Raw genomic sequence first — 25373 nt, 5'->3', positions numbered from 1 at the left:
TCCCGGCCTTCGCCGGGACGACGGTGAGTTTGTGGACGCAGCGCGGCGCTCTGCCCACGCAGTCTGCTACAACAGCGTCCCACGCAATATGACCGCGGCAACGCCGAAATAGATCACGAGACCGGTGACGTCGACCAGTGTCGCGACGAATGGCGCGGAGGCGCTGGCCGGGTCGAAGCCGATGCGTTTGAGGATGAAGGGCAGCATCGAGCCGCACAGCGATCCGAAGGTGACGATGCCGATCAGCGCGGTGCCGACGGTCGCGGCGACGAGCACCCAATGCGGGCCGTAGTCGAACAGGCCGAGCGTCTGCCAGAGCGTGATCCTGACGACGCCGATCAGGCCGAGAATGGCGCCGAGCACGATGCCTGTCGGCAATTCCCGCACGGCGACACGCCACCAGTCGCGCAGCCGCACCTCGTGCAGCGCCAGCGAGCGGATCAGCAGCGAGGTTGCCTGCGAGCCGGAATTGCCGCCCGAGCTCATGATCAACGGGATGAACAGCGTCAGGACGATCGCCCTCTCGAGCTCGCTCTGGTACGACTGCATTGCGGTCGCGGTCAGCATTTCCGACAGGAACAGCGCGCACAGCCAGCCGGCGCGCTTCTTGATCATCTCGCCGAAACCGATCCGCAAATACGGCTCGTCGATCGCTTCCATGCCGCCGAACTTCTGGGCGTCCTCGGTCGATTCCTCGACGATGGCATCGATGACGTCGTCGACTGTGACGATGCCAAGGATATGGCCGGGGCCATCGACGACGGCGACGGCGAGCAGGTCGTAGCGCGAGATCAGCCGCGCCGCCTCCATGCGGTCGGCCTCCGGCGAGATCATCAGCGGCTTCCGCGCCGGCGCCGCGGTCAGCACATTGGCGTGCGGATCGCCCGAGATCAGGCGGCGCAGCGGCACGGCCTGGATCAGGGTCTTCTTGACGGGGTCGATCACGAAGATCGAGTAGACGGTCTCGCGGGTGCGCTCGACCATCCGGATGTGATGCAGGACCTCGGCGATGGTCCAGCTCGAGGGCACGCTGACGAACTCGGTCGTCATGATGCTGCCGGCGCTGCGCTCGGGATAGGCCAATAGCCCCGAGATGACATTGCGGGTCTCCGGATTGAGCCCGTTCAGCAGCGTGGTACGCAGCGGCTCGACCAGCTCCTTGAAGATATCGGCGGCACGGTCGTCGGAGACGCCCGACAGCAGCGAGACCGCGGTATCTTTCGGCAGCTCGGCGAGGATCTCGCAGGTGTTGTCGAGCCCAGGCAGGTCAAGCACCTCGATCGCCTTCTCGGCCGGCAGCGATCGCAGCAGCTTCGCGGCATCCGCGGGCTCCCGGGCATTGAGCGCCTCGACGATTTCGGGCGCCCGCTCCTGGGCAAGATCACCGCTCTGGCCGGCGAGCGTCGCTTTCGTGATGGTTTCGCTGGTGTCCTGCATCGATCCGCCTCGGCTTTGCGTTCTGCAGCGCAATGAACCAAGGCGGCGCGGATTTCAAACAGAAAGTGCGACGCTGCGTCGCAGGCGCATCGGCGCCCTGCAACGTCACGGCATCGTCATATTTCGGAAGATTGCAGGGCCCGTATTCGAGGGCTTACGCCTCGTAGGGGACGGCGGCGAACCGGCTCATCACGATGTCGCGCTTGGTCTCGTCGACGCGCACCGTCATGTCGAAGCGCTCGCCATGCAGCTCCTTGTTCAGAACCTCGGCATTGCGGTGCAGCCAGCTGATGCCGGCGCCATCGGAGGCGTCGATCGAAAGATTGAGCGTCGAGCGCTTGGCCGCGAGGCGATCCTCGATCGCGGCGAGCAGCGCATCGATCCCCTCGCCTGTCGCGGCCGAAACCAGGAAGCATGGCCGCTCCGGCGGACGGCGCGCGGCGATATTGCGCAAATTGTCCCGCTCCTCGGGATCGAAGCGGTCGATCTTGTTCCAGACCTCGATGATGCGCTGGCCACCGTCGGCATCGGGATCGATGCCGAGCTGGCGCAACACCGCCTCGACGTCGCGCTCCTGCGCCTCCGCGTCCTCATGGGAGATGTCGCGGACATGCAGGATGATGTCGGCTTCCAGCACCTCTTCCAGCGTGGCGCGGAACGCGGCCACCAGCTGGGTCGGCAAATTGGAGATGAAGCCGACCGTGTCCGACAGCATCGCCTTGCCGCCATGCGGCAGGTTGAGCGCGCGCAGGGTCGGGTCGAGCGTCGCAAACAGCATGTCCGCGGCCTGCACGTCAGCGCGGGTCAGGCGGTTGAACAGCGTCGATTTGCCGGCATTGGTGTAGCCGACCAGCGCCACCACGCGATACGGCACGCGCTGACGGCCAGCGCGATGCAGCCGCCGCGTCGCCTGCACCTTCTTCAACTCGCCTTCGAGCTTAGTGATGCGCTCGCTGATCAGGCGGCGGTCGGCCTCGATCTGAGTTTCGCCGGGGCCACCCATGAAGCCGAACCCGCCGCGCTGGCGCTCGAGATGGGTCCAGGACCGCACCAGACGGCTGCGCTGGTAGTTGAGATGGGCGAGCTCGACCTGCAGCGCGCCTTCCTTGGTCTTGGCGCGGCGGCCGAAGATTTCCAGGATCAGGCCGGTGCGGTCGAGCACCTTGGTGCTCCAGGCCTTCTCGAGATTGCGCTGCTGGATTGGCGACAGCGCGCAATCCATCACCACGAGCTCGACCTGGTTGCTGGCGACGAGGCCGTTGATCTCCTCGACCTTGCCTTTGCCGAGATAGGTCGCCGGCCGGATCTGGCTGATCGGCGCGATCACGGAGTCCACCACCGTGAGGTCGATCGCAGCAGCGAGGCCGGCGGCTTCCTCGATCCGCGCTTCATAATCGCGGACAGAGGAATCCGTTTGCGCATCGCCGTCGCCACGGCGCGTGCGCAGGTACGGGCCGATGACGATCACCCGCCCGGTGCTGCCGTCCCCCGCCGACCGTGCACGGTCGGCGCCCCCTTCACGATTGAAGGGTTCCAATCAGTTCACTCTCAAGCCGGTGCGTCCTCACCACCTTCGAACAACTGAATCGGAGCTCCGGGCATGATGGTCGAGATCGCGTGCTTGTAGACCAGCTGCGAGTGACCATCGCGCCGCAGCAGCAAGCAGAAATTGTCGAACCATGTGACAATGCCCTGCAGCTTTACTCCGTTGACCAGAAATATCGTCAGTGGCGTCTTGGTTTTACGAACGTGATTAAGGAAGGTGTCTTGTAGATTTTGTGCGCGGTCTGCCGCCATTGTTTTTGTCCCGCAAGCTTGTGCTTCTTTTTATTGAACCGGTTGTTGCTCTCTGACGGAGCCTCCTCCGGCTGCCCACCTGCCACGAGATCCCCCTCCGGCAGGCATAGCGGTAGGATTAGAGGCTACGCGCGGTTTTTAGGCAAGCCAGTTCGCGGTGCAGTCGGTAGGAACACGGTGGCAATTCTAAGAAAGTGCGGGGAAAGAGACGAATATTCTCGTGGAGAGTGGATAAATCCCCGGTTGCACCGGCCCCGCCCTCGCCCCGCCGATCGATCCAAACCACCCCCGAGAGCCGCCTGTGGGCTCCCCGGCGGCTGACCGCCGGGGCTTCGCTCCGAGCCGCCAGCGGACTGCCGGCCTGCCGCGCCGGGGTCAGCCGACCCCGAGCGCCTTCAGCTTGCGATGCAGCGCCGAGCGCTCCATGCCGACGAACTCCGCGGTGCGCGAGATATTGCCGGAGAAGCGGCTGATCTGGGCGATCAGATAGTCGCGCTCGAACACCTCGCGCGCCTCGCGTAGCGGCAGACCCATGATGTGCTCGCCATTGTTGGAGGTCGGCATCGCCGGCACCATCGAGCCGACGTCCTGCGGCAGCATGTCGGCGGTGATGATCGCCTCCGGCCCGCCGCCGGCCAGGATCATCACGCGCTCGACATTGTTGCGGAGCTGGCGGACGTTACCCGGCCAGACGTGCGACTGCAGGACCGCCATCGCGTCCTGCCCGATCTGCCGCTTCGGCAGGCCGGTGGCGGCCGAGATCTGGTCCATGAAATAGTCGATCAGCTCGGGGATGTCCTCGCGGCGCTCCGACAGCGGCGGTACGCGGATCGGCACCACCGAGAGGCGATGATAGAGGTCCTCGCGGAAGCGGCCCGCGGCGATCTCCTCCTCGAGATTGCGCGCGGTCGAGGAGATGATGCGGACGTCGACATGAACCTTGCCGGTGCCGCCCTGGCGCTGGAAGGTCTGATCGACCAGCACGCGCAGAATCTTGTTCTGGGTCTCGCGCGGCATGTCCGCGATCTCGTCGATGAACAGCGTGCCGCCGTGCGCCTCCTCGAGCGCGCCGGCCTTGCGCTGCTGCTCGCCGTTCGATCCCTCGATGCCGAACAGCTCGATCTCCATGCGCTCCGGCGTGATCGCGGCCGCATTGATCACCACGAACGGCCCCTCCGCGCGCCCGGAGGCATGGTGCAGCGTGCGCGCGGCCAGCTCCTTGCCGGCGCCGGAGGGACCGACGATCAGGATGCGGCTGTTGGCCTTGGCGGCGCGGTCGATGGTCTGGCGCAGCTGGTTCATGCAAGCCGAGCGGCCGGTCAGGACGCTCGCCGCCGGAGCCAGCTGCTTGAGCTCCTTCACCTCGCGCTTGAGCCGCGAGGTCTCCAGCGCCCGGGTCGCGACCAGGATCAGCCGGTCCGACTTGAACGGCTTCTCGATGAAGTCGTAGGCGCCGCGCTTGATCGCGGCGACCGCGGTCTCGATGTTGCCGTGGCCCGAGATCATCACGACGGGCAGATCGGCATTGTCCTTCTTGATCTGCTCGAGCAACTGCAGGCCGTCGAGCTTGGAGCCCTGCAGCCAGATGTCGAGGAAGACCAGGTTGGGCCGGCGGTTGGCGATCTCGGCGAGCGCCGAGTCGCTGTCGCGCGCGGTGCGCGTGGAAAAGCCCTCATCGTCCAGAATACCCGCAACGAGGTCGCGAATGTCAGCTTCGTCGTCGACAATCAGAATGTCACTTGCCATGGGTTACACCTGCCTTGTCAGTCGCTCGTCGCGGCTTTGAATTTTGGCTTTTGCGCATTTGGCTCTTGATTGTTTGGCCCCTGATCAGCGGGATCTCGGATAGGTTCTTGGGTTGGTTCTTGGGTCGGTTCTTGGATTTTTGGTTCATTGTTGGTCGCTTGTGCCGGGCCGTTGGTCGGCTCCTCCGGCGGTTTTTTTTCACTGTCCGGTTCGGTCTTGTCCGGTTTGACGTCCGGTTTTTGGTCCTTGCTTTCGGGCTTGTTCTCCGGCTTGGCCGCCTGACCCGTGACGGCAAAGCGCAGCCGCATCCAGGCGCCGCGCTGGCCGTCGCGGAAATCGGAGGCATCCTTGAGCTCGATGCGGCCGCCATGGTCCTCCAGAACGCGGCCGACGATCGCCAGGCCGAGGCCGGTGCCCTTCGCCCGGGTCGTGACATAGGGCTCGAGCAGGCGCGCGCGGGCGACCTTGGGCAGGCCGATGCCGTTGTCGACCACGTCGATCAGGATGTCGTCGTTCTCGCGCTGCGCCACGACGTCGATGCGGCCCTTGCCGAGTTCCTCGCGCGGCACCTGCTCGATCGCCTCGGTGGCGTTCTTGATGATGTTGGTCAGCGCCTGCGAGATCAGCCGGCGGTCGAACTGGGCTGGCAGCGGCGACTGCTTGATGTCGGCCTCGATGTCGAGATCGGGATGGGCGACCTTCATCAGGAACACCGCCTGGCGCACCACGTCGGCGACGTCTTCACCTTCCATCACCGGCTTCGGCATCCGCGCAAAGCGCGAGAACTCGTCGACCATCCGCCTGATGTCGTCGACCTGGCGCACGATGGTGTCGGTGCACTGCTCGAAGATCGACTTGTCCTTCTCCTCGGTGATGGTCTTGCCGAACTTGCGGCGGATGCGCTCGGCGGAGAGCTGGATCGGGGTCAGCGGGTTCTTGATCTCGTGGGCGATGCGGCGGGCGACGTCGCCCCAGGCCGAGGTGCGCTGCGCCGACACCAGCTCGGTGATGTCGTCGAGTGTGATGATGTAGCTGTCGCGCGACTGGCTGGTCTGCTCGGCCGAGACGCGGACCGACAGATTGCGCTCATGGCCGTCGCGCAGGATCGTGACCTGTCCCTGCACCAGGCGCTGCGTTCCCTCGCGCGCGGTCTTCATCATCTCGTCGAGCTCGGGCAGCACGTCCGAGAGCGGATGGCCGAGCGTCTCCGACTCGGCGTGCCCGATCAGCTTCTCCGCCGAGCGGTTGAGAACGCCGATGGTGCCTGAGGCGTCGACCCCGATGATGCCGGCAGAGGCCGACGACAACACCGCTTCGATGAAGCGGCGGCGGCTGTCGATGGTTTCGCTGGCATCGACCAGCTCGTTGCGCTGGGTGCGCAGCTCCTGGGTCATCTTGTTGAAGATTTCGCCGAGCAGCGCGAGGTCGCTTTCCGACTTGTTGACCGGCACCTGGACATTGAGATTGCCGGTCGAGACCTCGCTCGCCGCACCCATCAGCTGGCGGATCGGCGACACCAGCCCGTTGGCGAAGTTCAGGCCGATCAGCACCGAGGCCATCAGGATGGTCAGCGCGATCACCGCGAACATCAGCGCGAACGCGACCTGGATGCCGAGCCTGCGGGTCTCGAGCTGGGCATATTCGGCCGCGCTGGTCTGGGTCTGCTTGAGCTGGGCCACCACCGCCGGATCGAGCAGCCGCGCCACATACAGGAACATGTCGTCATAGGCCCGCAGGCGGACCACGGAGGCGACGTAGTTCTCCGGAAAGACCGAGATCTTCGGCTCGATCTCGTTGATGTCCTTCAGGATGTCGGGCGGCGGCGCCTCGTAGTTCAGGCGAACGCCGGTCTCGGCGCTGGCGACGATCTTGCCGTCCTTGTCCATCAGCACCGCGACCGGAAGATTGCGCGACTCGGCGCCGGCCGTCATCAGCTGCAGGAACGTCATGCGATCCTGGTCGTAGAGCGGCCGGGCATGGGCGAGGTCATTGGCCATCGCCAGCGTGTCGCCGTTGATGAGCTGGGCGTGCTCCTGCATGTAGGCGCTGGCGATGGTCAGCGAATTCTGGATCACCTGCTTGGTGGGGCCGGAGAACAGCCGGTCGAGGCCGCGCTCGATAGTGACGTTGGCGACGATCGACACCAGCACGGCGGGCAGCACCGCGATCACCGAGAACAGGCCGACGATCTGGACATGCAGCCGCGCCGCGGCCCGGCCGCGCCGCCTCGCCTGCACCATCTGCCAGACTTCCCGGACGATGATGCCGACCAGCAGCAGGATGGTGCCGGCATTGATCATCAGGAAGGAGCGGACCACCTCGGACGTGGGCTCGATCGGGGTCAGCCCGGTCAGCACCACGAAGGTCAGGAAGGCGGACAGCAGCGCGATGGCCACGGCAAATGGCGCCAGCCATCGCCGCAGCGGGAAGCCCCGCGCCTCTGCATTGGGCTCGGCCGACGGGGCGCGTAATGTTGAAGCGGTGGTCTCTGCGCTGGTCATACCGGCAATTGAGCTGAGAGCGATCGCCCGCGGGAATTGCGAACTGATGCAATCATATCACAATGTTGCCGAATTGCGACATTTCCGCGGCGCAAACCCCTGCTGCGGCGCCGTGTCCCCAAAACCATTTGTGACTACTCAATAACGGTAGCGGGCTTGAAGCGAGGCTTGCGCCCCGCCCCGGCAGCCTACCCGCCGCTCCGGTAGACCTGGATATCGAGGTCGCGAATCTTCTTGCGCAGCGTATTGCGGTTCAGCCCGAGCAGGTCGGCGGCCCGGATCTGGTTGCCGCGGGTCGCCGCCAGCGCGGCGGTCAACAGCGGGATCTCGATCTCCTTGAGGATGCGGTGGTAGAGGCCCGGCGGCGGCACGCCGTTCGGGAAGCCGGAGAAGTGCGAGGACAGATAGGCCTCGACCGCGCCGCCGAGATTGTCGACGCCGACGGTCGCCGTGCTGCCCGAGGTGACCGCCGGCGGCGCCAGTTCGCCGTCGATGACGGAAGAAGTGATGACGTCCTGCGGATAGAGGGCGGCGAGCCGCCGGGCGAGGTTTTCCAGCTCGCGAACGTTGCCCGGCCAGCGGTGCTGCTTGAGCCGCTCCAGCGCCTGGGCGTCGAGCTTCTTCGGCGGCAGGCCGTCCTTCTCGGCGAGCGAGAAGAAGTGCCTGATCAGGTCGGGCAGATCCTCGATGCGCTCGCGCAGCGGCGGCAGCCGCAGCGGCACCACGTTGAGGCGGAAGAACAGGTCTTCGCGGAACAGCCCCTGCTGGATCAGGATGCGCAGGTCCTTGTTGGAGGCGGCAACGATGCGGACGTCGGTCTTGATCGGGGTGCGGCCGCCGACCGTGGTGTATTCGCCCTGCTGCAGCACGCGGAGCAGCCGGGTCTGCGCCTCCATCGGCATGTCGCCGATCTCGTCGAGGAACAGCGTGCCGCCCTCGGCCTGCTCGAAGCGGCCGGAGGCGCGGGTGTTGGCGCCGGTGAAGGCGCCGCGCTCATGGCCGAACAGCTCCGATTCGATCAGGTCGCGCGGGATCGCCGCCATGTTGACCGCGACGAACGGGCCGTTGCGGCGCCGCCCGTAGTCGTGCAGCGCACGCGCGACCAGCTCCTTGCCGGTGCCTGATTCGCCCGAGATCATCACGGTGAGGTCGGTCTGCATCAGCCGCGCCAGCACGCGGTAGATTTCCTGCATCGCCGGCGAGCGGCCGACCAGCGGGATCGAGTCGAATTCACCGTCATCGGCGGGGCTGGCGACCCGCTCCTTCGGCTCGGCCAGCGCGCGGCCGACGATGGTGATCAGCTCCTTCAGGTCGAACGGCTTCGGCAGATATTCGTAGGCGCCGCGCTCGGAGGCGCGGATCGCGGTCATGAAGGTGTTCTGCGCGCTCATCACGATGACCGGCAAATTCGGCCGCATCTTCTTGATCCGCGGCAGGAGATCGAACGCGTTCTCGTCGGGCATCACCACGTCGGTGATGACGAGATCGCCCTCGCCCTGGCTGACCCAGCGCCACAGCGTTGCGGCGTTGCCGGTGAGGCGCACCTCATAGCCGGCGCGCGACAGCGCCTGGTTCAGGACGGTCCGGATGGCGGTGTCGTCGTCAGCGACAAGTATGCTACCTGCAGGCATTGGTGTTCCTCATCGTGCATCCTGAGAGGCAGGCGATGACGTACCCGGAACGTCATCGCGGTTGCTTTGGTCGAGTTGCTTGGCGGCGCTGTACATCGGCATCAGCACGCGGAAAGTGGTTTTGCGCGGCTGCGACTCGCATTCGATGATGCCGCCGTGATCGCCGACGATCTTGGCGACCAGCGCGAGGCCGAGCCCGCTGCCGGTCTGCTTGGTGGTGACGAAGGGATCGAACAGGTTCGGCAGCAGGTCTTCCGGAACGCCAGAGCCGTTGTCCTTGACGCAGAATTCCAGCGGCAGCGAGACCCGCGATTTCTTCCCGGGCACCGACAGCCGCACGCCTGGCCGGAACGCCGTGGTGAGCTGGATCTCGGCATCGGTGCCGAGATCGGCCACCGCTTCGGCCGCGTTCTTCACGAGGTTGAGGAACACCTGGATCAGCTGGTCCTGGTTGGCCAGCACCGGCGGCAGCGACGGATCGTAGTCCTCGATGAAGCGGACATTGCGGGCAAAACCGGACTGCGCCAGGCGCTTCACATGATCGAGCACGGAATGGATGTTGACCGGGCCGCGCGCCACCGGGCGGTCGTCGCCGAACACTTCCATGCGGTCGACCAGCGTCACGATGCGGTCCGCCTCGTCGCAGATCAGCCGCGTCAAGAGCCGGTCCTCGGAGGAGGCCTGCTGCTCCAAAAGCTGCGCCGCGCCGCGGATGCCCGACAGCGGGTTCTTGATCTCGTGGGCGAGCATCGCCGCCAGCGCGATCACCGAGCGCGCCGCGCTGCGGTGGGTGAGCTGCCGATCCATTTTGTCGGCGATGGTGCGCTCCTGCAGCATCACCACGATATGCCCGGGCCGCTCGGTCAGCGGCGCAACGTGCAGATCGACCTGGCGATCGCCGCCGATCCGCGGCGTGCCGAGATCGACCTTGTATTCGTTGACCGGCGAGCCGCTCGTCCGCACCTGCTCGATCAGCGCCAGCAGCGGGCTGCCGAACGGCACCAGCTCCTTCAGCGACTGCCGGCGCAGGAACTGGGTCGAGATCTCGAAGAAGGATTCGGCTGCGATGTTGGCGTCGACGATCCGCCCGTCGGGTGCGACCAGCAGCACCGGATTGGGCAGCGCATTGAGGATAGCCTCCCCGTCAGTCGGCACCGGCCGGCGGAATTCCATGGCTGACGTCATGCGGCAGCACTCCAGGCAAAATCGTCGTAGGCGTCGGCGAGCGAGCGATGCACGCTGGACGGCTCTTCCGCGGTCAGGATCGTCTGCCGCCAGGTCTTCAATGTCGCGGCCGGCGCGCAGCTATAGGCTGCAGCAGCTTCCAGCGCCCAGCCGAGATGCTTGCGTGCATGCTTGAGCCCGATGCGCAGGCCATAGTGGCTGCAAACCTCGTCATAGAGCGCGCGAATGTGTTTGAGCTGCTCGGCGAGCGACGGCGCGGCCTCGGCGACCCCGGTCTCGAGGCGGCGGCCGATCTGTCCCGGCAGCCAGGGCTGCCCCTGCGCGCCGCGGCCGATCATGACGGCGTCGGCACCCGACATCTCGAGCGCGCTGACAGCCTTGTCGAACGAGGTGATGTCGCCATTGACCACGACCGGCACGGTGACGGCGTCCTTGACGGCGCGCACCGCGTTCCAGTTTGCGTCGCCCTTGTAGAACTGGCAGCGGGTCCGGCCATGCACGGTGATCATCTGCACGCCGGCGTCCTCGGCGCGGCGCGCCAGTTCCGGCGCATTGAGCGAGCGGTCATCCCAGCCGAGCCGCATCTTCAGCGTCACCGGCACCTTGACCGCCGACAGCGTCGCCTCGATCAGCGTGATCGCATGGTCGAGGTCGCGCATCAGGGCCGAGCCCGACTGGCCCCCGGTCACGTGGCGGGCCGGACAGCCCATGTTGATGTCGATGACGTCGGCGCCGGCGCCTTCGGCGATCCGTGCGCCCTCCGCCATCCAGTGGGTCTCGCAGCCCGCCAGCTGGACCACATGCGGCCCGACCCCGGCTGCCTCGCAACGCAGCTTCGACATCGGCTTGCCGTTCACCAGATCGTTGCTGGCGGTCATCTCGGAGACCACCAGGCCGGCGCCCAAAGCGGCAGCGAGTCGCCGGAAGGGCGCATCGGTAATGCCGGACATGGGCGCGAGGAGAACCCGGTTGGCGACAGCAATATCGCCGATCTTCAATGGGTTACGAGGAGTACTTTGCACGCCGGTCACAGCCGTCTCGTCGTTCTGTCAGCCACGCCATTGCAGCTGACGTCGCCTATTCTGCGCACAATTCTTGTGCAGTCAAGGCTCATGCCTACGGTTTAGACATTCCTATCATCAGTGCAGGTGCACTGCAACAAAATCTGCTTTTCCCACAGTCATCGGCAAACGCTCTGTTTTTGCGCAGCGGTCATGCTAAGGGCTGTGCGCGGCGATCCTCGCCGTCCCCCTCATCCCCGATTCGTCTGCCACTGGTTCAAAATGCCGAAGCCTGAGCGTACCGCAGCCATCCTTGTCGCAGCCGGCCGTGGACTGCGCGCCGGCGCAGGCGGGCCGAAGCAATACCGGACGATCGGCGGACAGACGGTGATCTACCGCGCCATGGAGGCGTTCTCCGGACATCCGGACGTGTTTGCAGTGCAGCCTGTGGTCAATCCTGACGACACCGCGCTGTTCGATGAAGCAGTCGCAGGCCTTCGCCATTGGCCGCCGACGCCGGGCGGCGCGACCCGGCAGGCCTCGGTCCATGCCGGGCTCGAGGCGCTTGCAAGCGAGAAGCCGGATATCGTGCTGATCCACGATGCCGCGCGCCCCTTCGTCACCGCAGCCGTGATCTCGCGCGCGATCGCCGCGGCCGGCCGGACCGGCGCTGCGATCCCCGTGATTCCCGTCACCGACACGATCAAGCTCACCGGCGATGCCGGTGACGTCGAGGCGACGCCGGAGCGCGCGCGCCTGCGGATCGCGCAGACGCCACAGGCTTTTCGTTTCGACGTAATATTGGAGGCGCATCGTCGCGCAGCGCGCGATGGCCGCTCCGATTTCACCGACGATGCGGCGCTTGCCGAGTGGGCGGGATTGACGGTTGCGACGTTTGAAGGTGATGCTGCCAACATGAAACTCACCACACCCGAGGACTTCGCGCGCGAGGAAGCGCGGCTCGCGAGCCAGCTCGGCGACATCAGAACCGGCACCGGCTACGACGTGCATGCCTTTGGCGACGGTGACCATGTGATGATCTGCGGCGTGCGCGTGCCGCACACGAAAGGATTCCTGGCCCATTCCGACGGCGATGTCGGGCTGCATGCGCTGGTCGACGCGATCCTCGGCGCGCTGGCCGACGGCGATATCGGCTCGCATTTTCCGCCGAGCGACGCCAAGTGGAAGGGCGCCTCCTCCGACCAGTTCCTGAAATACGCGGTCGAGCGCGTCACCGCGCGTGGCGGACGGATCGCCAATCTCGAAGTGACGCTGATCTGCGAGCGGCCGAAGATCGGGCCGTTGCGCGACACCATGCGGGCGAAGATCGCGGAGATCTCCGGCGTCCACATCTCGCGCGTGGCAGTCAAGGCCACCACCAGCGAGCGGCTCGGCTTCACCGGCCGCGAGGAAGGCATCGCGGCAACCGCGAGCGCCACGGTCCGTCTCCCGTGGGATGATAAAGGCTGGGACGATAAAGGTTGGGACGATAAAGGCCGGAGTGCCTGACATGGGCGGCAGCGACGCTCGTGCCCTCTCCCGCTCGCTGCTCGACCTGTGCCGGATGCGCAAGCTGACCATCGCGACCGCCGAATCCTGCACCGGCGGTCTGGTCGCGGGTGCGCTCACCGACATCCCCGGCTCTTCCGACGTAATCGACCGCGGCTTCGTGACCTATTCGAACGAGGCCAAGCGGGTCATGCTCGGCGTCAAGGCGGCCACCCTGGAAACGTTCGGCGCGGTGAGCAAGGAAACCGCGACCGCGATGGCGATCGGCGCGCTGGAAAAGGCCGGCGTCGATCTTGCGGTCTCGATCACCGGCATCGCGGGCCCTGGCGGTGCGACACCGGGCAAGCCGGTCGGCCTGGTGCATTTCGCCGTCGCCGCGCGCGACGGCCGCATCATTCATCGTGAGCAGCGATTTGGCGCAATCGGCCGCAGCACGGTGCGGCAGCGCTCCGTGGTCGAAGCCTTGCGCATGCTGATGGAGCTCGCGCGCCCGCCGCAGGCCGCCAAGCCGCGCCGCGAGGCCGCCAGCCGGTTGCGGCCAAGGGTGGCCCGGTCGCCGCGGAGCCACGCTGCGAAACGCCGCCGGCCGCCGCGCGGATAGGCCCAACCCAAAGTCGAGTCGCGCCGCGGCCCACCTTACACGGGCTTGTGTCAACTGCGGCCCGGTGACGCTTACCTGAAATGGAACTTTGAAGCGGCTTCGCCGCTTTATGTTGTTCCAACTCTGCTGTTTCGATTGTTCGTCCAACAGCAAAATCCCACAACAAGGAGAAAATGATGAAGTTGGGAACTTTGGTCGTGGCCGCCATCAGCGCTGGCGCCATGACGCTGTCGACTGTCGCGCCTTCGTCCGCCGCACCACTCGCTCCCGCGCGATTGCAGGACCAGCCTACCTCCGTCGAGCATGTGCAGTATCGTCATTGGCACGGTGGTCCGCGTTACGGTTATCGCGACGGATACGGCTACCGCGGTGGTTACTATCGCGATCGCGGCAGTAACGGCGCGGCGATCATCGGCGGGCTGGCGGCCGGCGCGATCATCGGCGGCGCGATCGCGGCGAGCCAGGCGAAGGCCAATAACGACGCCTATTGCTCCCAGCGCTTCCGTACCTACGACCCCGCTTCCGGCACCTACATCGCTTCCGGCGGCGTGCGGCGATCCTGCCCGTAAGTCGGCGAACGGTCTCCCGCATCATCCGTCGTGCCCGGCCTCGTGCCGGGCATTTGCGTTCCAGAGATGTAGACGAGACGGCTTCGCTACGTCGACAGTTGAGGCTTGCCGTAGACCTGATCCGCGCGCTTCTCGAACGCCGCGGCAAAGCGCGAGAATGCGGCGTCGAACATCGAGCCCATCAGCATCGCCAGCATCCGGCTCTTGAATTCGTAGTTCAGGAAGAAGCCGACATCGCATTCGGTTTCCGACTTCGGCTCAAAACTCCAGCGGTTCTCAAGATTGCTGAACGGGCCGCGCAGATATTCGACCAGGATCGTCAGATTGGGCCGGTCGAGCGTCACCTTGCTGGTGAAGGTTTCCCGCACCAGCTTGAAGGACACCGTCATGTCCGCCACCACGACCTCGGTGCCGTGGTCCTTGGGCGTGCGCTGGCGGATCTTGAGCGAATGGCATAGCGGCACGAATTCGGGATAACGCTCGACGTCGGCGACCAGATCGAACATCTGAGGTGCGGTGTGCCGGACCCGCCGCTTGCTTGAGAATCGTGGCATCAGTGGATACTCGCACGGTTTTGCCCGAGTGCGAGGCGCTTCAGATAATCATCCGCCTGCGCCCGATCGGTGAAGCAGACCAGCGATTGATCGGGCCGCAAGCCGGCAAAATACTCGATCAGCTTCGGCCGCTGCTGCCGGCGATAGGTCCAGACGTAGCGGAAGAATTCGAGATCGATCTTCTCAGGGCAGCCTTCCGCCATCTCCGGGCGGACCTCGCCATAGCTCCCGGCTATCCGCCTGAAGATACCGAGCATGCAGGTCGACCGCGGCAGGTCGAACCAGATGATCGTATCGGAGAGCTCCCGGCGCAATTGCCCTGCACCATGCCTCATGTAGTTCCCATCCATGATCCAGCGCGGCTCCTGGGCTGCTTCGGTCATGCGGCGCTCGAATTCGTCCCTGCCCGACTCGACCCAGCCCGGTTTCCAGAACAGTGCATCGATCGACACGGTCGGAATCCCTGTCATGGCGGACAGCCGCCGCGCAAAGGTCGACTTGCCGGATCCCGACGATCCCATCACCAGAACGCGCTGCATTGGTCCAGTCCAAGGTTCGCTCAAGGTTCGGTCAAGGCCCGATCAAGCAACGGCGCGCGACGGCGCCGGCCTACCGCCGTTTGCAAAAATCTAGCGGCCGCGGGCCGTACATGCCGCCTGCAGTTTGGCGAAATCCTCGCCGGCGTGGTGCGACGAGCGCGTCAACGGGCTCGCCGACACCATCAAAAAGCCCTTGGTATAGGCGACCCGCTCGTAGCCTGCGAACTCGTCCGGCGTCACGTAGCGCATCACGGCGTGATGCTTGCGGGTCGGCTGCAGGTACTGGCCGATGGTGAGGAAATCGACTTCGGCCGAGCGCAGATCGTCCATCACCTGCAGCACCTCGTGCCGTTCCTCGCCGAGGCCGACCATGATGCCCGACTTGGTGAAGATGGTCGGATCGATCTCCTTGACCCGCTGCAGCAGCCGAATCGAATGGAAATAGCGGGCGCCGGGACGGACCGTCAGATAGCGCGACGGCACGGTTTCCAGATTGTGGTTGAAGACGTCGGGCTTGGCCGCGACCACGCGCTCCAGCGCGCCGTCCTTGCGCAGGAAGTCCGGTGTCAGGATCTCGATCGTGGTGGTCGGGCAGCGCGCGCGGATGGCGCGGATGGTCTCGGCAAAATGTTCGGCGCCGCCGTCGGCGAGATCGTCGCGGTCGACCGAAGTGACCACGACATGACTGAGCCCGAGCTTGGCGGTTGCCTCCGCGACGTATTCCGGCTCGCTTGCCTCGAGCGCGCCGGGCATGCCGGTCTTGACGTTGCAGAACGCGCAGGCGCGCGTGCAGGTGTCGCCCATGATCATGAAGGTGGCGTGCTTCTTGTCCCAGCACTCACCGATATTGGGGCAGCCCGCCTCCTCGCACACCGTGACGAGGCCGTTCTCCTTCACGATCCGGCGCGTATCTGCATAGCCGCGCGTGTTCGGCGCACGAACGCGGATCCAGTCCGGCTTCGGCGGCGACACGGCATCCGGCCGGTTGACCTTTTCGGGGTGCCGCGGGCGGAGCTGAGTGGTGGAGATGGTATCGACGATGGTGACCATGGATGCCTGCAAGTCGCGGGAGCATGATCCAGGCAGATCATGCTCCGAACCAAGGAACTTACCTAATCGGTGTTGACGCGGCTCGCAACCCGCCCCGCGACCCTAGCAGACCTGCCCATATATTGGCAGTCTTGCGGCCCGTTCCATGCCGATTCCCACCTCAAAATGGCTCAAAAACCCCGATCCATCCGCGCGACCGCGCCGCGCCTCGGCAAGGCGCTGAAACGCTCCTTCTTCGATCGCAGCGTCCACGAGGTCGCCCCCGACCTGATCGGCGCGACCTTCCTGGTCGGCGGCGCCGGCGGCATCATCACCGAGGTCGAGGCCTATCATCACACCGACCCGGCGGCGCATTCCTACCGCGGGCCGACCCCGCGCAACCAGGTGATGTTCGGCCCGCCGGGCTTCTCCTACGTCTACCGCTCCTACGGCATCCATTGGTGCGTCAACTTCGTCTGCGAGGAAGCGGGCTCGGCCAGCGCCGTGCTGATCCGCGCGATCGAGCCGACCCATGGGCTCGCGGCGATGCGCAGGCGGCGCGGGCTGGAAGACGAGCGCGCGCTGTGCTCGGGGCCCGGCAAGCTCTGCGAGGCGCTCGGCATCACCATCGCGCACAGCGAATTGCCACTCGACCGCGCCCCGATCGCGCTCCATGCGCGGACTGAAGCCCCCGAAATCATCACCGGGGTGCGGATCGGCATCACCAAGGCGGTCGACCTGCCCTGGCGCTACGGGCTGAAGGGATCGAAATTCCTCAGCAAGCGGTTTTGAGCGCCACGGCGTTATCAGCTATGACGCCTTCTTCAACCGCTCGATCGCCTCGAGAATCTTGGCGCGGCGCTCCGCTGCTGCCGCACGCTTTTCCTTCTCTTCCTCGACGAGCTCTTCCGGCGCGTTGGCGACGAACTTCTCGTTGGCGAGCTTGGCATCGACCCGCTTGATGTCGGCGTCGGCCTTGCCGAGTTCCTTCTCCAGCCGCGTGCGTTCAGCCGCGAGATCGATCACGCCCTTCAGCGGCAGCGCGACCGCCTCGCCGCGGACAAGGAGCTGCACCGCGCCTTCCGGCGAGTGATCGGCGAACGAGATATCCGACAATCGCGCGAGCCGCTTGATGGTGTCGTTCCAGCGCTGCGCGCGGTCCCGCGTCTCGTCGGAGGCGCCCGCGATCACCAGCGGCGTCAGTGTCGACGGCGGGATGTTCATTTCCGCCTTCACCGACCGCATCGCGGTGACGAGATCGACCACCCAGCCGATCTCGGCCTCGGCCGCGGGATCGCTGAACTCGTCGGCGTCGAGCGCGGCAATGACCGGCGGAATGATCGGATCGACCACCGGACCGGCGGTCGCAATCGCGGCCAGCTGCTCGCCGGTCACGCCCGACTTGCGCGGCCACGACGCCAGCACCAGCAGGCCGGCGCGCTTTGCGGTCACCGCCCACAGCTCCTCCGTGATGAAGGGCATGAACGGATGCAGCAGCTTGAGGATCTCGTCGCGGGTCCAGGCGATCATGGCGCGGGTCTCGGCCTTGGCCGCGCCCTCCTCGCCCATCAGCACGGGTTTCGCGAGCTCAAGATACCAGTCGCAGAACACGTTCCAGACGAAGCGGTAGATCGCGCCCGCGGCATCGTTGAAGCGATGATCCTCGATCGTCTCGGTCACCTCGCGGGTGACGCGCGAGGTTTCGTGCGCGATCCAGCGGTTCAACGTCTCCCTTGCGCCCTTCGGATCGAAACCGTCCGGCTTGACGCACTCGTTCATCTCCGCGAAGCGGCAGGCGTTCCAGAACTTGGTCGCGAAATTGCGGTTGGTCTCGACCAGATGCGGCGACAGGCGGATGTCATGGCCTTGCGCCGCCTCGCGGGTCAGCGCGAAGCGCAGCGCGTCAGCGCCGTATTCGTCGATCACGCCGAGCGGGTCGATGACGTTGCCCTTCGACTTCGACATCTTGGCGCCCTTCTCGTCGCGGACGAGACGGTGGATGTAGACGGTCGAGAACGGCGCCTCCTTCATGAAATGGAGGCCCATCATCATCATGCGGGCGACCCAGAAGAAAATGATGTCGAAGCCGGTAACCAGCGTATTGGTCGGGTAGTAGCGCGCGACCTCCGGCGTGTCGTCCGGCCAGCCCAGCGTCGAGAACGGCCACAGGGCCGACGAGAACCAGGTGTCGAGCACGTCCTCGTCACGCGTGATGAAGCCCTCGCGCTTGGCGGGGTCGACCGCCATGTCGTGGCCCTGCTCCGGCGTGATGACTTCCTGCTCGACGTAATAGCCGAGCGCGTGGCCGACCGCCTCTTCCTCGGTCTCGGCGACGAACACCTTGCCGTCGGGTCCGTACCACGCCGGGATCTGATGGCCCCACCAGAGCTGGCGCGAGATGCACCAGGGCTGGATGTTCTCCATCCACTCGAAATAGGTCTTTTCCCAGTTCTTCGGCACGAACGTGGTCTCGCCGGAGCGCACCGCCGCGATCGCCGGCTGTGCCAGCGTCTTGGCGTCGACATACCACTGGTCGGTCAGATACGGCTCGATCACGACACCGGAGCGGTCGCCATGCGGCACCATGTGGATGTTGGGCTCGATCCGCTCGAGGAAGCCGAACTCCTCCAGCCTTGCGACGATCTTCTTGCGCGCCGCGAAGCGCTCGATCTTGTCAAACTCGGCGGCGAACTCGTCGGCGCCCATCGGCAGGCCGCGCAGATAATCCTCGTTGCCCACCAGGCTGAGGCTGCCTTCCTGGTCGAGCACGCTGATCTGCGGCAGGCCGTGACGCTTGCCGATCTCGAAGTCGTTGAAGTCGTGCGCAGGCGTCACTTTGACCGCGCCCGAGCCCTTCTCCGGATCGGAATAGTCGTCGGCGACGATCGGAATCCTGCGGCCGACCAGCGGCAGGATGACGTGCTGGCCCACCAGATCGGTGTAGCGCTCGTCGTCCGGATGCACCGCGACCGCGGTGTCGCCGAGCATCGTTTCGGGGCGCGTCGTGGCGACCACGATGAACGATTTCGGATCCTCCGGGCTGAAGCTGCGGCCCTCGATCGGGTAGCGCAGGTACCAAAGATGGCCCCTGACCTCGACCTGCTGCACTTCGAGGTCGGAGATCGCGGTGAGCAGCTTCGGGTCCCAATTGACCAGGCGCTTGTCCTTGTAGATCAGGCCATCGCGATGCAGCTCGACGAACACCTTGACGACGGCGCGCGACAGGCCCTCATCCATGGTGAAGCGCTCGCGCGACCAGTCGCAGGAGGCGCCGAGGCGCTTGAGCTGGTTGACGATGGTGCCGCCGCTCTCGGCCTTCCACTGCCAGACCCGCTCGAGGAACTTGGCGCGGCCCATGTCGCGCCGGCCCGGCTCCTGCCGTTCCATCAGCTGACGCTCGACCACCATCTGGGTGGCGATGCCGGCGTGATCGGTGCCGGGCTGCCACAGCACGTCACGGCCGCGCATCCGCTCGAAGCGGCACAGGATGTCCTGCAGCGTGTTGTTGAGCGCGTGGCCCATGTGCAGCGAGCCGGTCACGTTCGGCGGCGGAATCACAATGGTGAAAGGCGCGGCGTCCTTGCGTTCAGGCCGGCCGGCCTTGAACGCACCGCTCTCCTCCCAGATCCGGGCCATCCGGTGCTCGATATCGGCGGGCTGGTAGTTTTTCTCGATCATGACAATGCGCTGTGGGCCATGGAAAGCGTTAGAAAGCCGCCGGAGCGCACCAAGTCAACCGGACCGGCACGTCAAATCGACGTTTAGGGCATTTGGGGAGCTGATTGAGGGCCGCCAGGCCCAACGGCAGGAGCCAGCCTCGCGCCGGCTGCGGTGCTAGCGCCCGCGGGATACCCGCTCGATCTCGGCCTTGACGATCCGCTCGACCAGCCCGGGCAGATTGTCGTCCAGCCAGGACTTCAGCATCGGCCGCAGCATCTCCTTGACGAGATCCTCGAGCGTCCGCGCATTGTTGCTCAGCACGGTGTTGGCCAACGAGTTGAAGGCCGACTCGACGGCCCGCATCGTGGTTCCCGAGATGATCTGCTGCATGGGCGCGGTCTCGATTGCCGGCGGCTCCCGGGCCGGTTCCGGCGCCCGGCTCCGCGCTTCCGTGAACTCGAGGTCGTCCTGCGGCTCGACCTTGCGGAACGACGGCGCGGCGGCCGAGTCCGGCAGCGCCATCTCGTCGGTGAGTTCGAACACGTCGGCTTCGGGCTGGGCCGCGGGCTGCGGCGACGGCCTGATCTCGGCTGCGGGCGTCGCCTCGTCGAGGCTGGCGAGCAGCGAGTCGATGTCGTCCTGACTGTTGCTGGCCGCCGGTGCCGGCGCAGGCGGCGGTGATTTCGGCGCGGGCGCGGCGGCCTTCGCGGCCGGTGGCGCTGCGGGCGGCGGGCTCTTCATCGCGGGCTTGGCCGCTGGTGCTGGCTCGACCTTCGGCGCCGGCGCTGCAGCGGCAGCCGCAGGCTTCTCGGCGGCGGCCGGCTTCGCCTCGTCGTCGGCAATGATGCGACGGATCGACGCCAGGATCTCCTCCATCGAGGGCTCTTGGACCTTCGCAGGTTGCGTCATCTCCGACTCCACATCGAAACGATTTTACATCAAGCCCGAGAGGATTCGCCGGTTCCGATGATGCGGGCGGAGATTTTGACTGCTCCCGCCCGACTTGTCCCCAGATCAAGCCCGCCCGAGGCTTTGTGCAAGCTTCGTGTCGTCCAATGCAGCGTGATCACAGGTGTGGCGTCGCACCTGTCATCACGCCACGCCGGCGCGCCGCGAATCGCCTTGCTGCCCGACAAAACGGTATGTCAGGCCAATTATCGAATGCAAGCAAACGCGCCTGTTTGTGATCCTGATTAACTCAGAACCACAAACATGACGCGACAAGCGATGATGATGCGAAGGTGTTTAGCGGCCGTCGGGCGTGCGTACGCCGGCCCAGTTGTCACGAACCTGCTGGTAATGCACGCTCGGATCGTAGACGTTGGTCGAAAGGCCGAGCACCTGCGGCGACAAGCGGCCAACCGCGCTCAGCACGTTATAGGACGCGACGACGCGGTCATGCTGCGCGGTCACCAGCGCGTTGCGCGCGTTGACGAGCGCCTGCTGCGCGTTGAGCACGTCGAGCGTGGTGCGCTGACCGGCCTTGGCCTCTTCGCGCACGCCGTTCAGGGCGATCTCGGACGCGGTCACCTGCGCCTGTGCCGATGCCACCTGCGACTTGCCGGCGACCAGTTGGCCCCACGCGGTGACGACGTTGGCGCGCGCCTGATCGCGGGTCTGTTCGAGCACGAGGCGCTGCTGCGCCAGCGATTCCTTGGACTGGCGGATCAGCGAGTATTCCGCACCGCCCTGGTAGAGCGGAACCGACAGCTGGACCGCCGTTCCCGCGCTGAATGCGCGCTGGCTGATCAGGGTCTGCTCGTACTGCTGCTGCACGGACGTTTGCAGGTTGACCGACGGGAACAGCGCCCCCTCGCTGACCTTGACCTGCAGGAAGTTGACGTCGACGCCGTACATCGCCGAGGTGACGTTCGGATTCTGGGTCAGGCTGAGATCGACGGCGGACGCTAGCGTCGTTGGCAGAAAGCGGTCGACCGGCGAGCCCGGCGCGAGATTCTGCGGCTCGTTGCCGATGATGCGGCGGAAATTCGATCGCGTCGTCGTCAGGTTCGATTCGGCGGTGAGCTGCTGGGTCTTACCTGCCGCGAGCTGCGCTTCGGATTGCGCGACGTCGGTGCGCGTCACTTCGCCGACGTTGAAGCGGTCCTGGGTCTGCTTCAGCGTTTGTTCCAGCACGCGCGTGTTGCTGCGCTGAACTTCGACGATGGCGGAGTCGCGGAGATAGTCCATGTAGATCGTGGCCGCGCTCAGGATCACGGTTTGCTCGAGCACACGAAGGCCCTCGCGGGCCGCCGAGACCTGGCTTTCCGCCGCGCGCACCCTGGGCGCGGTCTGCGCGTTGAACAGCGATTGGTTGACCGTGAGGCCTGCGCTGCGCGGCGCGTTGGCGCCATGGATTTGGGTGCGGACAAGATTGTTCGAGTCGCCACCCTGTGTCGTCAGCGTATCGGTGTACTGGTACCCCGCGCTTGCCGTCAGCGCGACTTTCGGGCGGTAGCCCGACAGTGCCTGCGGAACGTTCTCGTCAGTTGACCGCACCTGCGCGCGTTGCGCGTTCAGCTGGGGATTGTTTTGGTAGGACCGCACCAGCGCGGCCTCGATTGTATCGGCGAGTGCGGGCACAGGGCCCATCTCCGCCAACAGAAGGACGGCAGTCGCAGCCGCGGTGACAACCTTCACCCCACGCATCCCCGGAAATCCAATCATTGTAGTCGCCGTCTCCCACACGCAAATCAGTCCGGCGGTCGCTTCAGTCGAAGTGAGTCCCGCCTCACCTTAGTCCGCAGCTAGGGCCAACGGAACTACCCCGCAACGGAACACGGTCGAAACTCTTCACATGGGGCAAACGGGCCACACTTCTGATTCGGAACGGGATTTTATCAGCCCGTGCGCCGCAGGAGAGGGTCAGAAGACGAAGGCGGGAACTCGCTCGAATCCGGGTAAAACGGGGGCCGAGGCGTCGAACAGCTCGCGATGGCCGAAATCCCCGTGGGAGTGCGTCACCAGGGTGGCGCGCGGCGGCGGCAGCAGGCCGAACACCCCGACCAGCCGGCCCCCCTCCTTGAGTTGGCCGAACAGCCCGGTCGGGACGATCTCCGTGGCACCATTGAGGAAAATGACGTCAAACGGGGCGCCCGCGGCATCGCCATCGGCGGCCGCGGCCGCTTTGACGGTGATATTCTGGATCCCGAGTTCGGCGAAAGTCGTGGTCGCCTTTGCAGCAAGGGCCGGATCGCTTTCGGTCGCGCTGACGTCTGCGGCAAAGCGCGCCACCACGGCGGCGGCGTAGCCGGTCGCGCAGCCGACCACCAGGACGCGGTCGGTGGCCTTGATCTCGGCGGCCTGGAGCATCCGGGCGAGCAGCGCCGGCGTGATCAGGCAGCGCCTCGTCGCACCGCCCTCGGCGACATCGAGGTCGAGGTCGAGATAGGCCAACGCCTGCTTGCTGGCCGGCACGAAAACCTCGCGCGGCACGGTCAGCATGGCATCGAGAATACGATCATCGGTCACGTCGCTCGGACGCACCTGACCATCGACCATATACTGGCGCGCGGTCGAAAAACCGGTCATTGGCGGAGACCCTGCAAGTCGCGGCATTGCCGCTGGAGAAGCTAGAACAGGGCCATCTTTTGGAACAAGCTCTGCCAAAACGCAACACGCCGCTGGCGTGCAAAACGCGCTCCCAAAACGCGCTCCAAGGCGCGGTCTATTCGATCGTGACGGCGAGTCGGCCGATCAGGCGGGCCACTTCATCGAGATGCTCGGAATCATGCTCCTCGACGGCCCTCGCGAGCCGGCGGACGCACTCATCGTCACTGATGTCGGGCGCATCATTCGGAACGAGCGTCGGCTGCGGCATCGACAGGTCGATCAGGTTAATAGCCATCGAAATCACCTCTCAAGACCCGGCGGGAGCAAGTGTCGACGGCTATTGAGTCGATTTGACGACGTTTTCGGCCTGTCCGCTGCGGACCACGGGCTTGTGATGGCGATTTGGGGGATCGATGGGGCCAGATCAAACTGGCTCCCCGGGCTGGATTCGAACCAGCGACCATTCGATTAACAGTCGAATGCTCTACCGCTGAGCTACCGAGGAATAGGCGAACATCTGTTCGCGAGCGGGCAGCGTATAACAAAGCCTTTCGGCCTTGCAAAGAACCAAATGGCCCCTCCGGCGAAACTTTAGCGCGCACGGTAAGCCTCTGCGATACAAGGGCTTACCTATCGCCCGGCGTGCAACATGCCCAGCACGCCGGCCCCGCCGCGCTCCTGCGGGCGCCTGGAAACCACCGCCAGCGCAGCGGCCACGCGGCGCCCGCGATTCTGTCAGGGGCGCCACGGCCCAGCTCCTCGCGCAAACGGGGTTGGCTACCGCCCGGCGATGGCAACGATGAACAGCGCGGTCGCGGCCAGCGAGGCGATGGTCCGCACGTGGTTCCAGAAGGTCCAGTCGGTCAGATAGCGCGCCCAGACCGATGCCGCCGATGTACCCGCCGGGTCAGAGGCCGCAAGCTGATCGTTCAGCGGCACATTGAAGACGATGGTCACGACGAACATGCCGACCACGTAGAGGGCGCCGCCGCAAATCATCGCAATCGCGCCAGGCTCCTGCCATCTGAGCCCGCCGAGCACGACCAGCACGGCGCAGGACAGCGTGGTGCCGAGGAACACCGGCATGAACGACGAGCGGACGATATCGACATTGATCGCGTTCATCGCCGAGATGCCGGCGGCCTGATCGATGCGGCCGAGCGCGGTCATGACGAAAGCCGAGAACGCGAAATAGAGCCCTGCGAGCAGGCCGCAGCCGAGCGCGGAAAACCACAGCAAGGCCGAGGTCAGGATCTGGCGCATCGTCCGGCCTCCAAATGCGAGATATACTCGTATTTATAAAATGCGATAAATTCTCGTATTAGAGCCGTCAACCCCGATCGCAGGGAAGAGAGAGATGTCGAGACGAAAGGCCGCGCCCGTGGACGTTCCCCTGCCCGGGCTGGCGCGGCTTGCCCCGACCCAGCAGCGCAGCCGCGAGCGCTTCGAGCGCATCCTCGCCTGCGCGACCGAGATCATGGCGGAAAAGGGCAGCGAGGCCTTCCGCATGAGCGACGTCGTCGCGCGCAGCGGCGTCGCATTCGGCTCGCTCTATCAATATTTCCCGGACAAGGCCGCGATCATCGGCACCCTGGCCGAACGCCATAACGCGGTCGGGCGCGATTGCGTCAGGCGCGATCTTGCCGCGGTGACGACCGCGCGCGACCTGCACCCGGCGCTTTGCCGGATCGTCGACAGCTACTACGAGATGTTCATGCGTGAGCCCGTCATGCGCGACATCTGGCAGGCGACGCAAGCCGACCGCGCCCTGCAGAAGCTCGATGCGGACGACATGGCCGTGCTCTCCGGCTTGCTGTCCGACGCGGTCAGGCGGATTGCGCCCGACGTGCCGACTGCGGCCCTCGCCACCTTTTCAGCACTGACCATGACGCTGATCGCAGCCGCCGTGCGTCACGCGATCACGCTGCCACCGCGGAAGGCGCGGCAGGCGCTGACGCAGTTCAAGACCATGCTGCCGCACGACCTCGCTGGGCTGACGTAACGACTCCGGCACGAGCGTTGGGAATATTCCCTGTACAGAAACGATAGATACAGGCGCATA

At 65.5% G+C, this 25373-nt stretch carries 22 protein-coding genes and 1 tRNA gene; 5 read left to right on the top strand and 18 right to left on the bottom strand.

What is annotated here, in order from left to right; all coding sequences use genetic code 11:
* Positions 1 to 66: 66 nt before the first annotated feature.
* From mgtE to dusB, 8 genes are all read right to left on the bottom strand, one after another.
* Entirely contained in the window at positions 67 to 1437 is a 1371-nt protein-coding gene (gene mgtE / locus QA635_RS21865; RefSeq protein WP_283061404.1) for a magnesium transporter, read from the bottom strand.
* Positions 1438 to 1591: 154 nt separating this feature from the next.
* Positions 1592 to 2974, bottom strand: a complete 1383-nt coding sequence (gene hflX, locus QA635_RS21860) for a GTPase HflX (RefSeq protein WP_283061403.1) — start codon at positions 2972 to 2974, stop codon at positions 1592 to 1594.
* Between the two features lie 11 nt (positions 2975 to 2985).
* Entirely contained in the window at positions 2986 to 3234 is a 249-nt protein-coding gene (hfq, locus tag QA635_RS21855) for an RNA chaperone Hfq (protein ID WP_006020546.1), read from the bottom strand.
* 375 nt (positions 3235 to 3609) lie between these two features.
* Complete coding sequence (gene ntrX / locus QA635_RS21850; protein WP_028331957.1) at positions 3610 to 4980, bottom strand: nitrogen assimilation response regulator NtrX; 1371 nt, start codon at positions 4978 to 4980, stop codon at positions 3610 to 3612.
* A 17-nt stretch (positions 4981 to 4997) separates the two neighbouring features.
* Positions 4998 to 7481 (bottom strand): sensor histidine kinase NtrY-like, encoded by a 2484-nt coding sequence (locus tag QA635_RS21845; RefSeq protein ID WP_283061402.1) that lies wholly within the window; start codon positions 7479 to 7481, stop codon positions 4998 to 5000.
* Positions 7482 to 7669: 188 nt separating this feature from the next.
* Positions 7670 to 9112 carry a nitrogen regulation protein NR(I) gene (gene ntrC, locus QA635_RS21840; RefSeq protein WP_024584178.1) on the bottom strand — a complete coding sequence of 481 codons (1443 nt, stop codon included), beginning with the start codon at positions 9110 to 9112 and terminating at the stop codon, positions 7670 to 7672.
* A 9-nt stretch (positions 9113 to 9121) separates the two neighbouring features.
* Positions 9122 to 10297: a two-component system sensor histidine kinase NtrB gene (locus tag QA635_RS21835; protein WP_026192783.1), complete on the bottom strand. Its 1176-nt coding sequence runs from the start codon at positions 10295 to 10297 to the stop codon at positions 9122 to 9124.
* Positions 10294 to 11247, bottom strand: a complete 954-nt coding sequence (gene dusB / locus QA635_RS21830; protein ID WP_283061401.1) for a tRNA dihydrouridine synthase DusB — start codon at positions 11245 to 11247, stop codon at positions 10294 to 10296. Before dusB ends, QA635_RS21835 begins: the two co-directional genes overlap by 4 nt.
* A gap of 333 nt (positions 11248 to 11580) precedes the next feature.
* On the opposite strand from dusB, the gene QA635_RS21825 reads away from it, so the two are divergent.
* The 3 genes from QA635_RS21825 (at position 11581) to QA635_RS21815 (ending at position 13977) form a co-directional block, all read left to right on the top strand.
* Complete coding sequence (locus QA635_RS21825) at positions 11581 to 12807, top strand: bifunctional 2-C-methyl-D-erythritol 4-phosphate cytidylyltransferase/2-C-methyl-D-erythritol 2,4-cyclodiphosphate synthase (RefSeq protein WP_283061400.1); 1227 nt, start codon at positions 11581 to 11583, stop codon at positions 12805 to 12807.
* 1 nt (position 12808) lies between these two features.
* Complete coding sequence (locus QA635_RS21820; protein WP_038386736.1) at positions 12809 to 13408, top strand: CinA family protein; 600 nt, start codon at positions 12809 to 12811, stop codon at positions 13406 to 13408.
* A gap of 173 nt (positions 13409 to 13581) precedes the next feature.
* Complete coding sequence (locus QA635_RS21815) at positions 13582 to 13977, top strand: BA14K family protein (protein WP_283061399.1); 396 nt, start codon at positions 13582 to 13584, stop codon at positions 13975 to 13977.
* Between the two features lie 86 nt (positions 13978 to 14063).
* On the opposite strand, the gene QA635_RS21810 is transcribed toward QA635_RS21815, so the two are convergent.
* From QA635_RS21810 to lipA, 3 genes are all read right to left on the bottom strand, one after another.
* The gene (locus QA635_RS21810; RefSeq protein WP_283061398.1) at positions 14064 to 14531 is read right to left on the bottom strand and encodes a type II toxin-antitoxin system RatA family toxin; all 468 of its coding nucleotides are present in this window, start codon (positions 14529 to 14531) and stop codon (positions 14064 to 14066) included.
* The gene (locus tag QA635_RS21805; RefSeq protein ID WP_092084131.1) at positions 14531 to 15070 is read right to left on the bottom strand and encodes a P-loop NTPase family protein; all 540 of its coding nucleotides are present in this window, start codon (positions 15068 to 15070) and stop codon (positions 14531 to 14533) included. The genes QA635_RS21810 and QA635_RS21805 overlap by 1 nt, the downstream gene beginning before the upstream one ends.
* Before the next feature lie 90 nt (positions 15071 to 15160).
* Positions 15161 to 16120 (bottom strand): lipoyl synthase, encoded by a 960-nt coding sequence (gene lipA, locus QA635_RS21800; protein ID WP_283061397.1) that lies wholly within the window; start codon positions 16118 to 16120, stop codon positions 15161 to 15163.
* Positions 16121 to 16285: 165 nt separating this feature from the next.
* On the opposite strand from lipA, the gene QA635_RS21795 reads away from it, so the two are divergent.
* Positions 16286 to 16891, top strand: coding sequence for a DNA-3-methyladenine glycosylase (locus tag QA635_RS21795; RefSeq protein ID WP_050385336.1), 606 nt, complete (start codon positions 16286 to 16288; stop codon positions 16889 to 16891).
* An 18-nt stretch (positions 16892 to 16909) separates the two neighbouring features.
* Here the strand turns inward: QA635_RS21795 and QA635_RS21790 are convergent, their stop codons facing one another.
* From QA635_RS21790 to QA635_RS21760, 7 genes are all read right to left on the bottom strand, one after another.
* On the bottom strand, positions 16910 to 19777 hold the full coding sequence (locus QA635_RS21790) for a valine--tRNA ligase (protein WP_283061396.1): 2868 nt from the start codon (positions 19775 to 19777) through the stop codon (positions 16910 to 16912).
* Positions 19778 to 19933: 156 nt separating this feature from the next.
* Positions 19934 to 20668 (bottom strand): PopZ family protein, encoded by a 735-nt coding sequence (locus QA635_RS21785; protein WP_225646695.1) that lies wholly within the window; start codon positions 20666 to 20668, stop codon positions 19934 to 19936.
* A 336-nt stretch (positions 20669 to 21004) separates the two neighbouring features.
* A complete protein-coding gene (locus tag QA635_RS21780) occupies positions 21005 to 22408 on the bottom strand; it encodes a TolC family outer membrane protein (protein ID WP_283061395.1) in 1404 nt (467 codons plus the stop codon).
* Positions 22409 to 22624: 216 nt separating this feature from the next.
* Complete coding sequence (locus tag QA635_RS21775; RefSeq protein ID WP_283061394.1) at positions 22625 to 23290, bottom strand: protein-L-isoaspartate O-methyltransferase family protein; 666 nt, start codon at positions 23288 to 23290, stop codon at positions 22625 to 22627.
* A gap of 136 nt (positions 23291 to 23426) precedes the next feature.
* Positions 23427 to 23606 carry a hypothetical protein gene (locus tag QA635_RS21770; RefSeq protein ID WP_016842100.1) on the bottom strand — a complete coding sequence of 60 codons (180 nt, stop codon included), beginning with the start codon at positions 23604 to 23606 and terminating at the stop codon, positions 23427 to 23429.
* Between the two features lie 135 nt (positions 23607 to 23741).
* Positions 23742 to 23816: transfer RNA gene (locus QA635_RS21765), tRNA-Asn, on the bottom strand.
* Positions 23817 to 24088: 272 nt separating this feature from the next.
* Positions 24089 to 24574 (bottom strand): anthrone oxygenase family protein, encoded by a 486-nt coding sequence (locus tag QA635_RS21760; protein WP_283061393.1) that lies wholly within the window; start codon positions 24572 to 24574, stop codon positions 24089 to 24091.
* A 94-nt stretch (positions 24575 to 24668) separates the two neighbouring features.
* On the opposite strand from QA635_RS21760, the gene QA635_RS21755 reads away from it, so the two are divergent.
* A complete protein-coding gene (locus tag QA635_RS21755; protein ID WP_283061392.1) occupies positions 24669 to 25313 on the top strand; it encodes a TetR/AcrR family transcriptional regulator in 645 nt (214 codons plus the stop codon).
* The last annotated feature ends 60 nt before the right edge of the window (positions 25314 to 25373 follow it).

The organism is Bradyrhizobium brasilense, assembly GCF_029714345.1.
GTDB lineage: Bacteria > Pseudomonadota > Alphaproteobacteria > Rhizobiales > Xanthobacteraceae > Bradyrhizobium > Bradyrhizobium australafricanum.
Note: the sequence above shows the minus strand (reverse complement) of the source record. Positions and strands in the feature narration are given on the sequence as shown.

Coding starts and splice junctions, on each gene's coding strand:
- mgtE (WP_283061404.1), bottom strand. CDS start 1,437: ATGCAGGACACCAGCGAAACCATCACGAAAGCGACGCTCGCCGGCCAG.
- hfq (WP_006020546.1), bottom strand. CDS start 3,234: ATGGCGGCAGACCGCGCACAAAATCTACAAGACACCTTCCTTAATCAC.
- ntrX (WP_028331957.1), bottom strand. CDS start 4,980: ATGGCAAGTGACATTCTGATTGTCGACGACGAAGCTGACATTCGCGAC.
- QA635_RS21845 (WP_283061402.1), bottom strand. CDS start 7,481: ATGACCAGCGCAGAGACCACCGCTTCAACATTACGCGCCCCGTCGGCC.
- ntrC (WP_024584178.1), bottom strand. CDS start 9,112: ATGCCTGCAGGTAGCATACTTGTCGCTGACGACGACACCGCCATCCGG.
- QA635_RS21835 (WP_026192783.1), bottom strand. CDS start 10,297: ATGACGTCAGCCATGGAATTCCGCCGGCCGGTGCCGACTGACGGGGAG.
- dusB (WP_283061401.1), bottom strand. CDS start 11,247: ATGTCCGGCATTACCGATGCGCCCTTCCGGCGACTCGCTGCCGCTTTG.
- QA635_RS21825 (WP_283061400.1), top strand. CDS start 11,581: ATGCCGAAGCCTGAGCGTACCGCAGCCATCCTTGTCGCAGCCGGCCGT.
- QA635_RS21820 (WP_038386736.1), top strand. CDS start 12,809: ATGGGCGGCAGCGACGCTCGTGCCCTCTCCCGCTCGCTGCTCGACCTG.
- QA635_RS21815 (WP_283061399.1), top strand. CDS start 13,582: ATGATGAAGTTGGGAACTTTGGTCGTGGCCGCCATCAGCGCTGGCGCC.
- QA635_RS21810 (WP_283061398.1), bottom strand. CDS start 14,531: ATGCCACGATTCTCAAGCAAGCGGCGGGTCCGGCACACCGCACCTCAG.
- QA635_RS21805 (WP_092084131.1), bottom strand. CDS start 15,070: ATGCAGCGCGTTCTGGTGATGGGATCGTCGGGATCCGGCAAGTCGACC.
- lipA (WP_283061397.1), bottom strand. CDS start 16,120: ATGGTCACCATCGTCGATACCATCTCCACCACTCAGCTCCGCCCGCGG.
- QA635_RS21795 (WP_050385336.1), top strand. CDS start 16,286: ATGGCTCAAAAACCCCGATCCATCCGCGCGACCGCGCCGCGCCTCGGC.
- QA635_RS21790 (WP_283061396.1), bottom strand. CDS start 19,777: ATGATCGAGAAAAACTACCAGCCCGCCGATATCGAGCACCGGATGGCC.
- QA635_RS21785 (WP_225646695.1), bottom strand. CDS start 20,668: ATGACGCAACCTGCGAAGGTCCAAGAGCCCTCGATGGAGGAGATCCTG.
- QA635_RS21780 (WP_283061395.1), bottom strand. CDS start 22,408: ATGCGTGGGGTGAAGGTTGTCACCGCGGCTGCGACTGCCGTCCTTCTG.
- QA635_RS21775 (WP_283061394.1), bottom strand. CDS start 23,290: ATGACCGGTTTTTCGACCGCGCGCCAGTATATGGTCGATGGTCAGGTG.
- QA635_RS21770 (WP_016842100.1), bottom strand. CDS start 23,606: ATGGCTATTAACCTGATCGACCTGTCGATGCCGCAGCCGACGCTCGTT.
- QA635_RS21760 (WP_283061393.1), bottom strand. CDS start 24,574: ATGCGCCAGATCCTGACCTCGGCCTTGCTGTGGTTTTCCGCGCTCGGC.
- QA635_RS21755 (WP_283061392.1), top strand. CDS start 24,669: ATGTCGAGACGAAAGGCCGCGCCCGTGGACGTTCCCCTGCCCGGGCTG.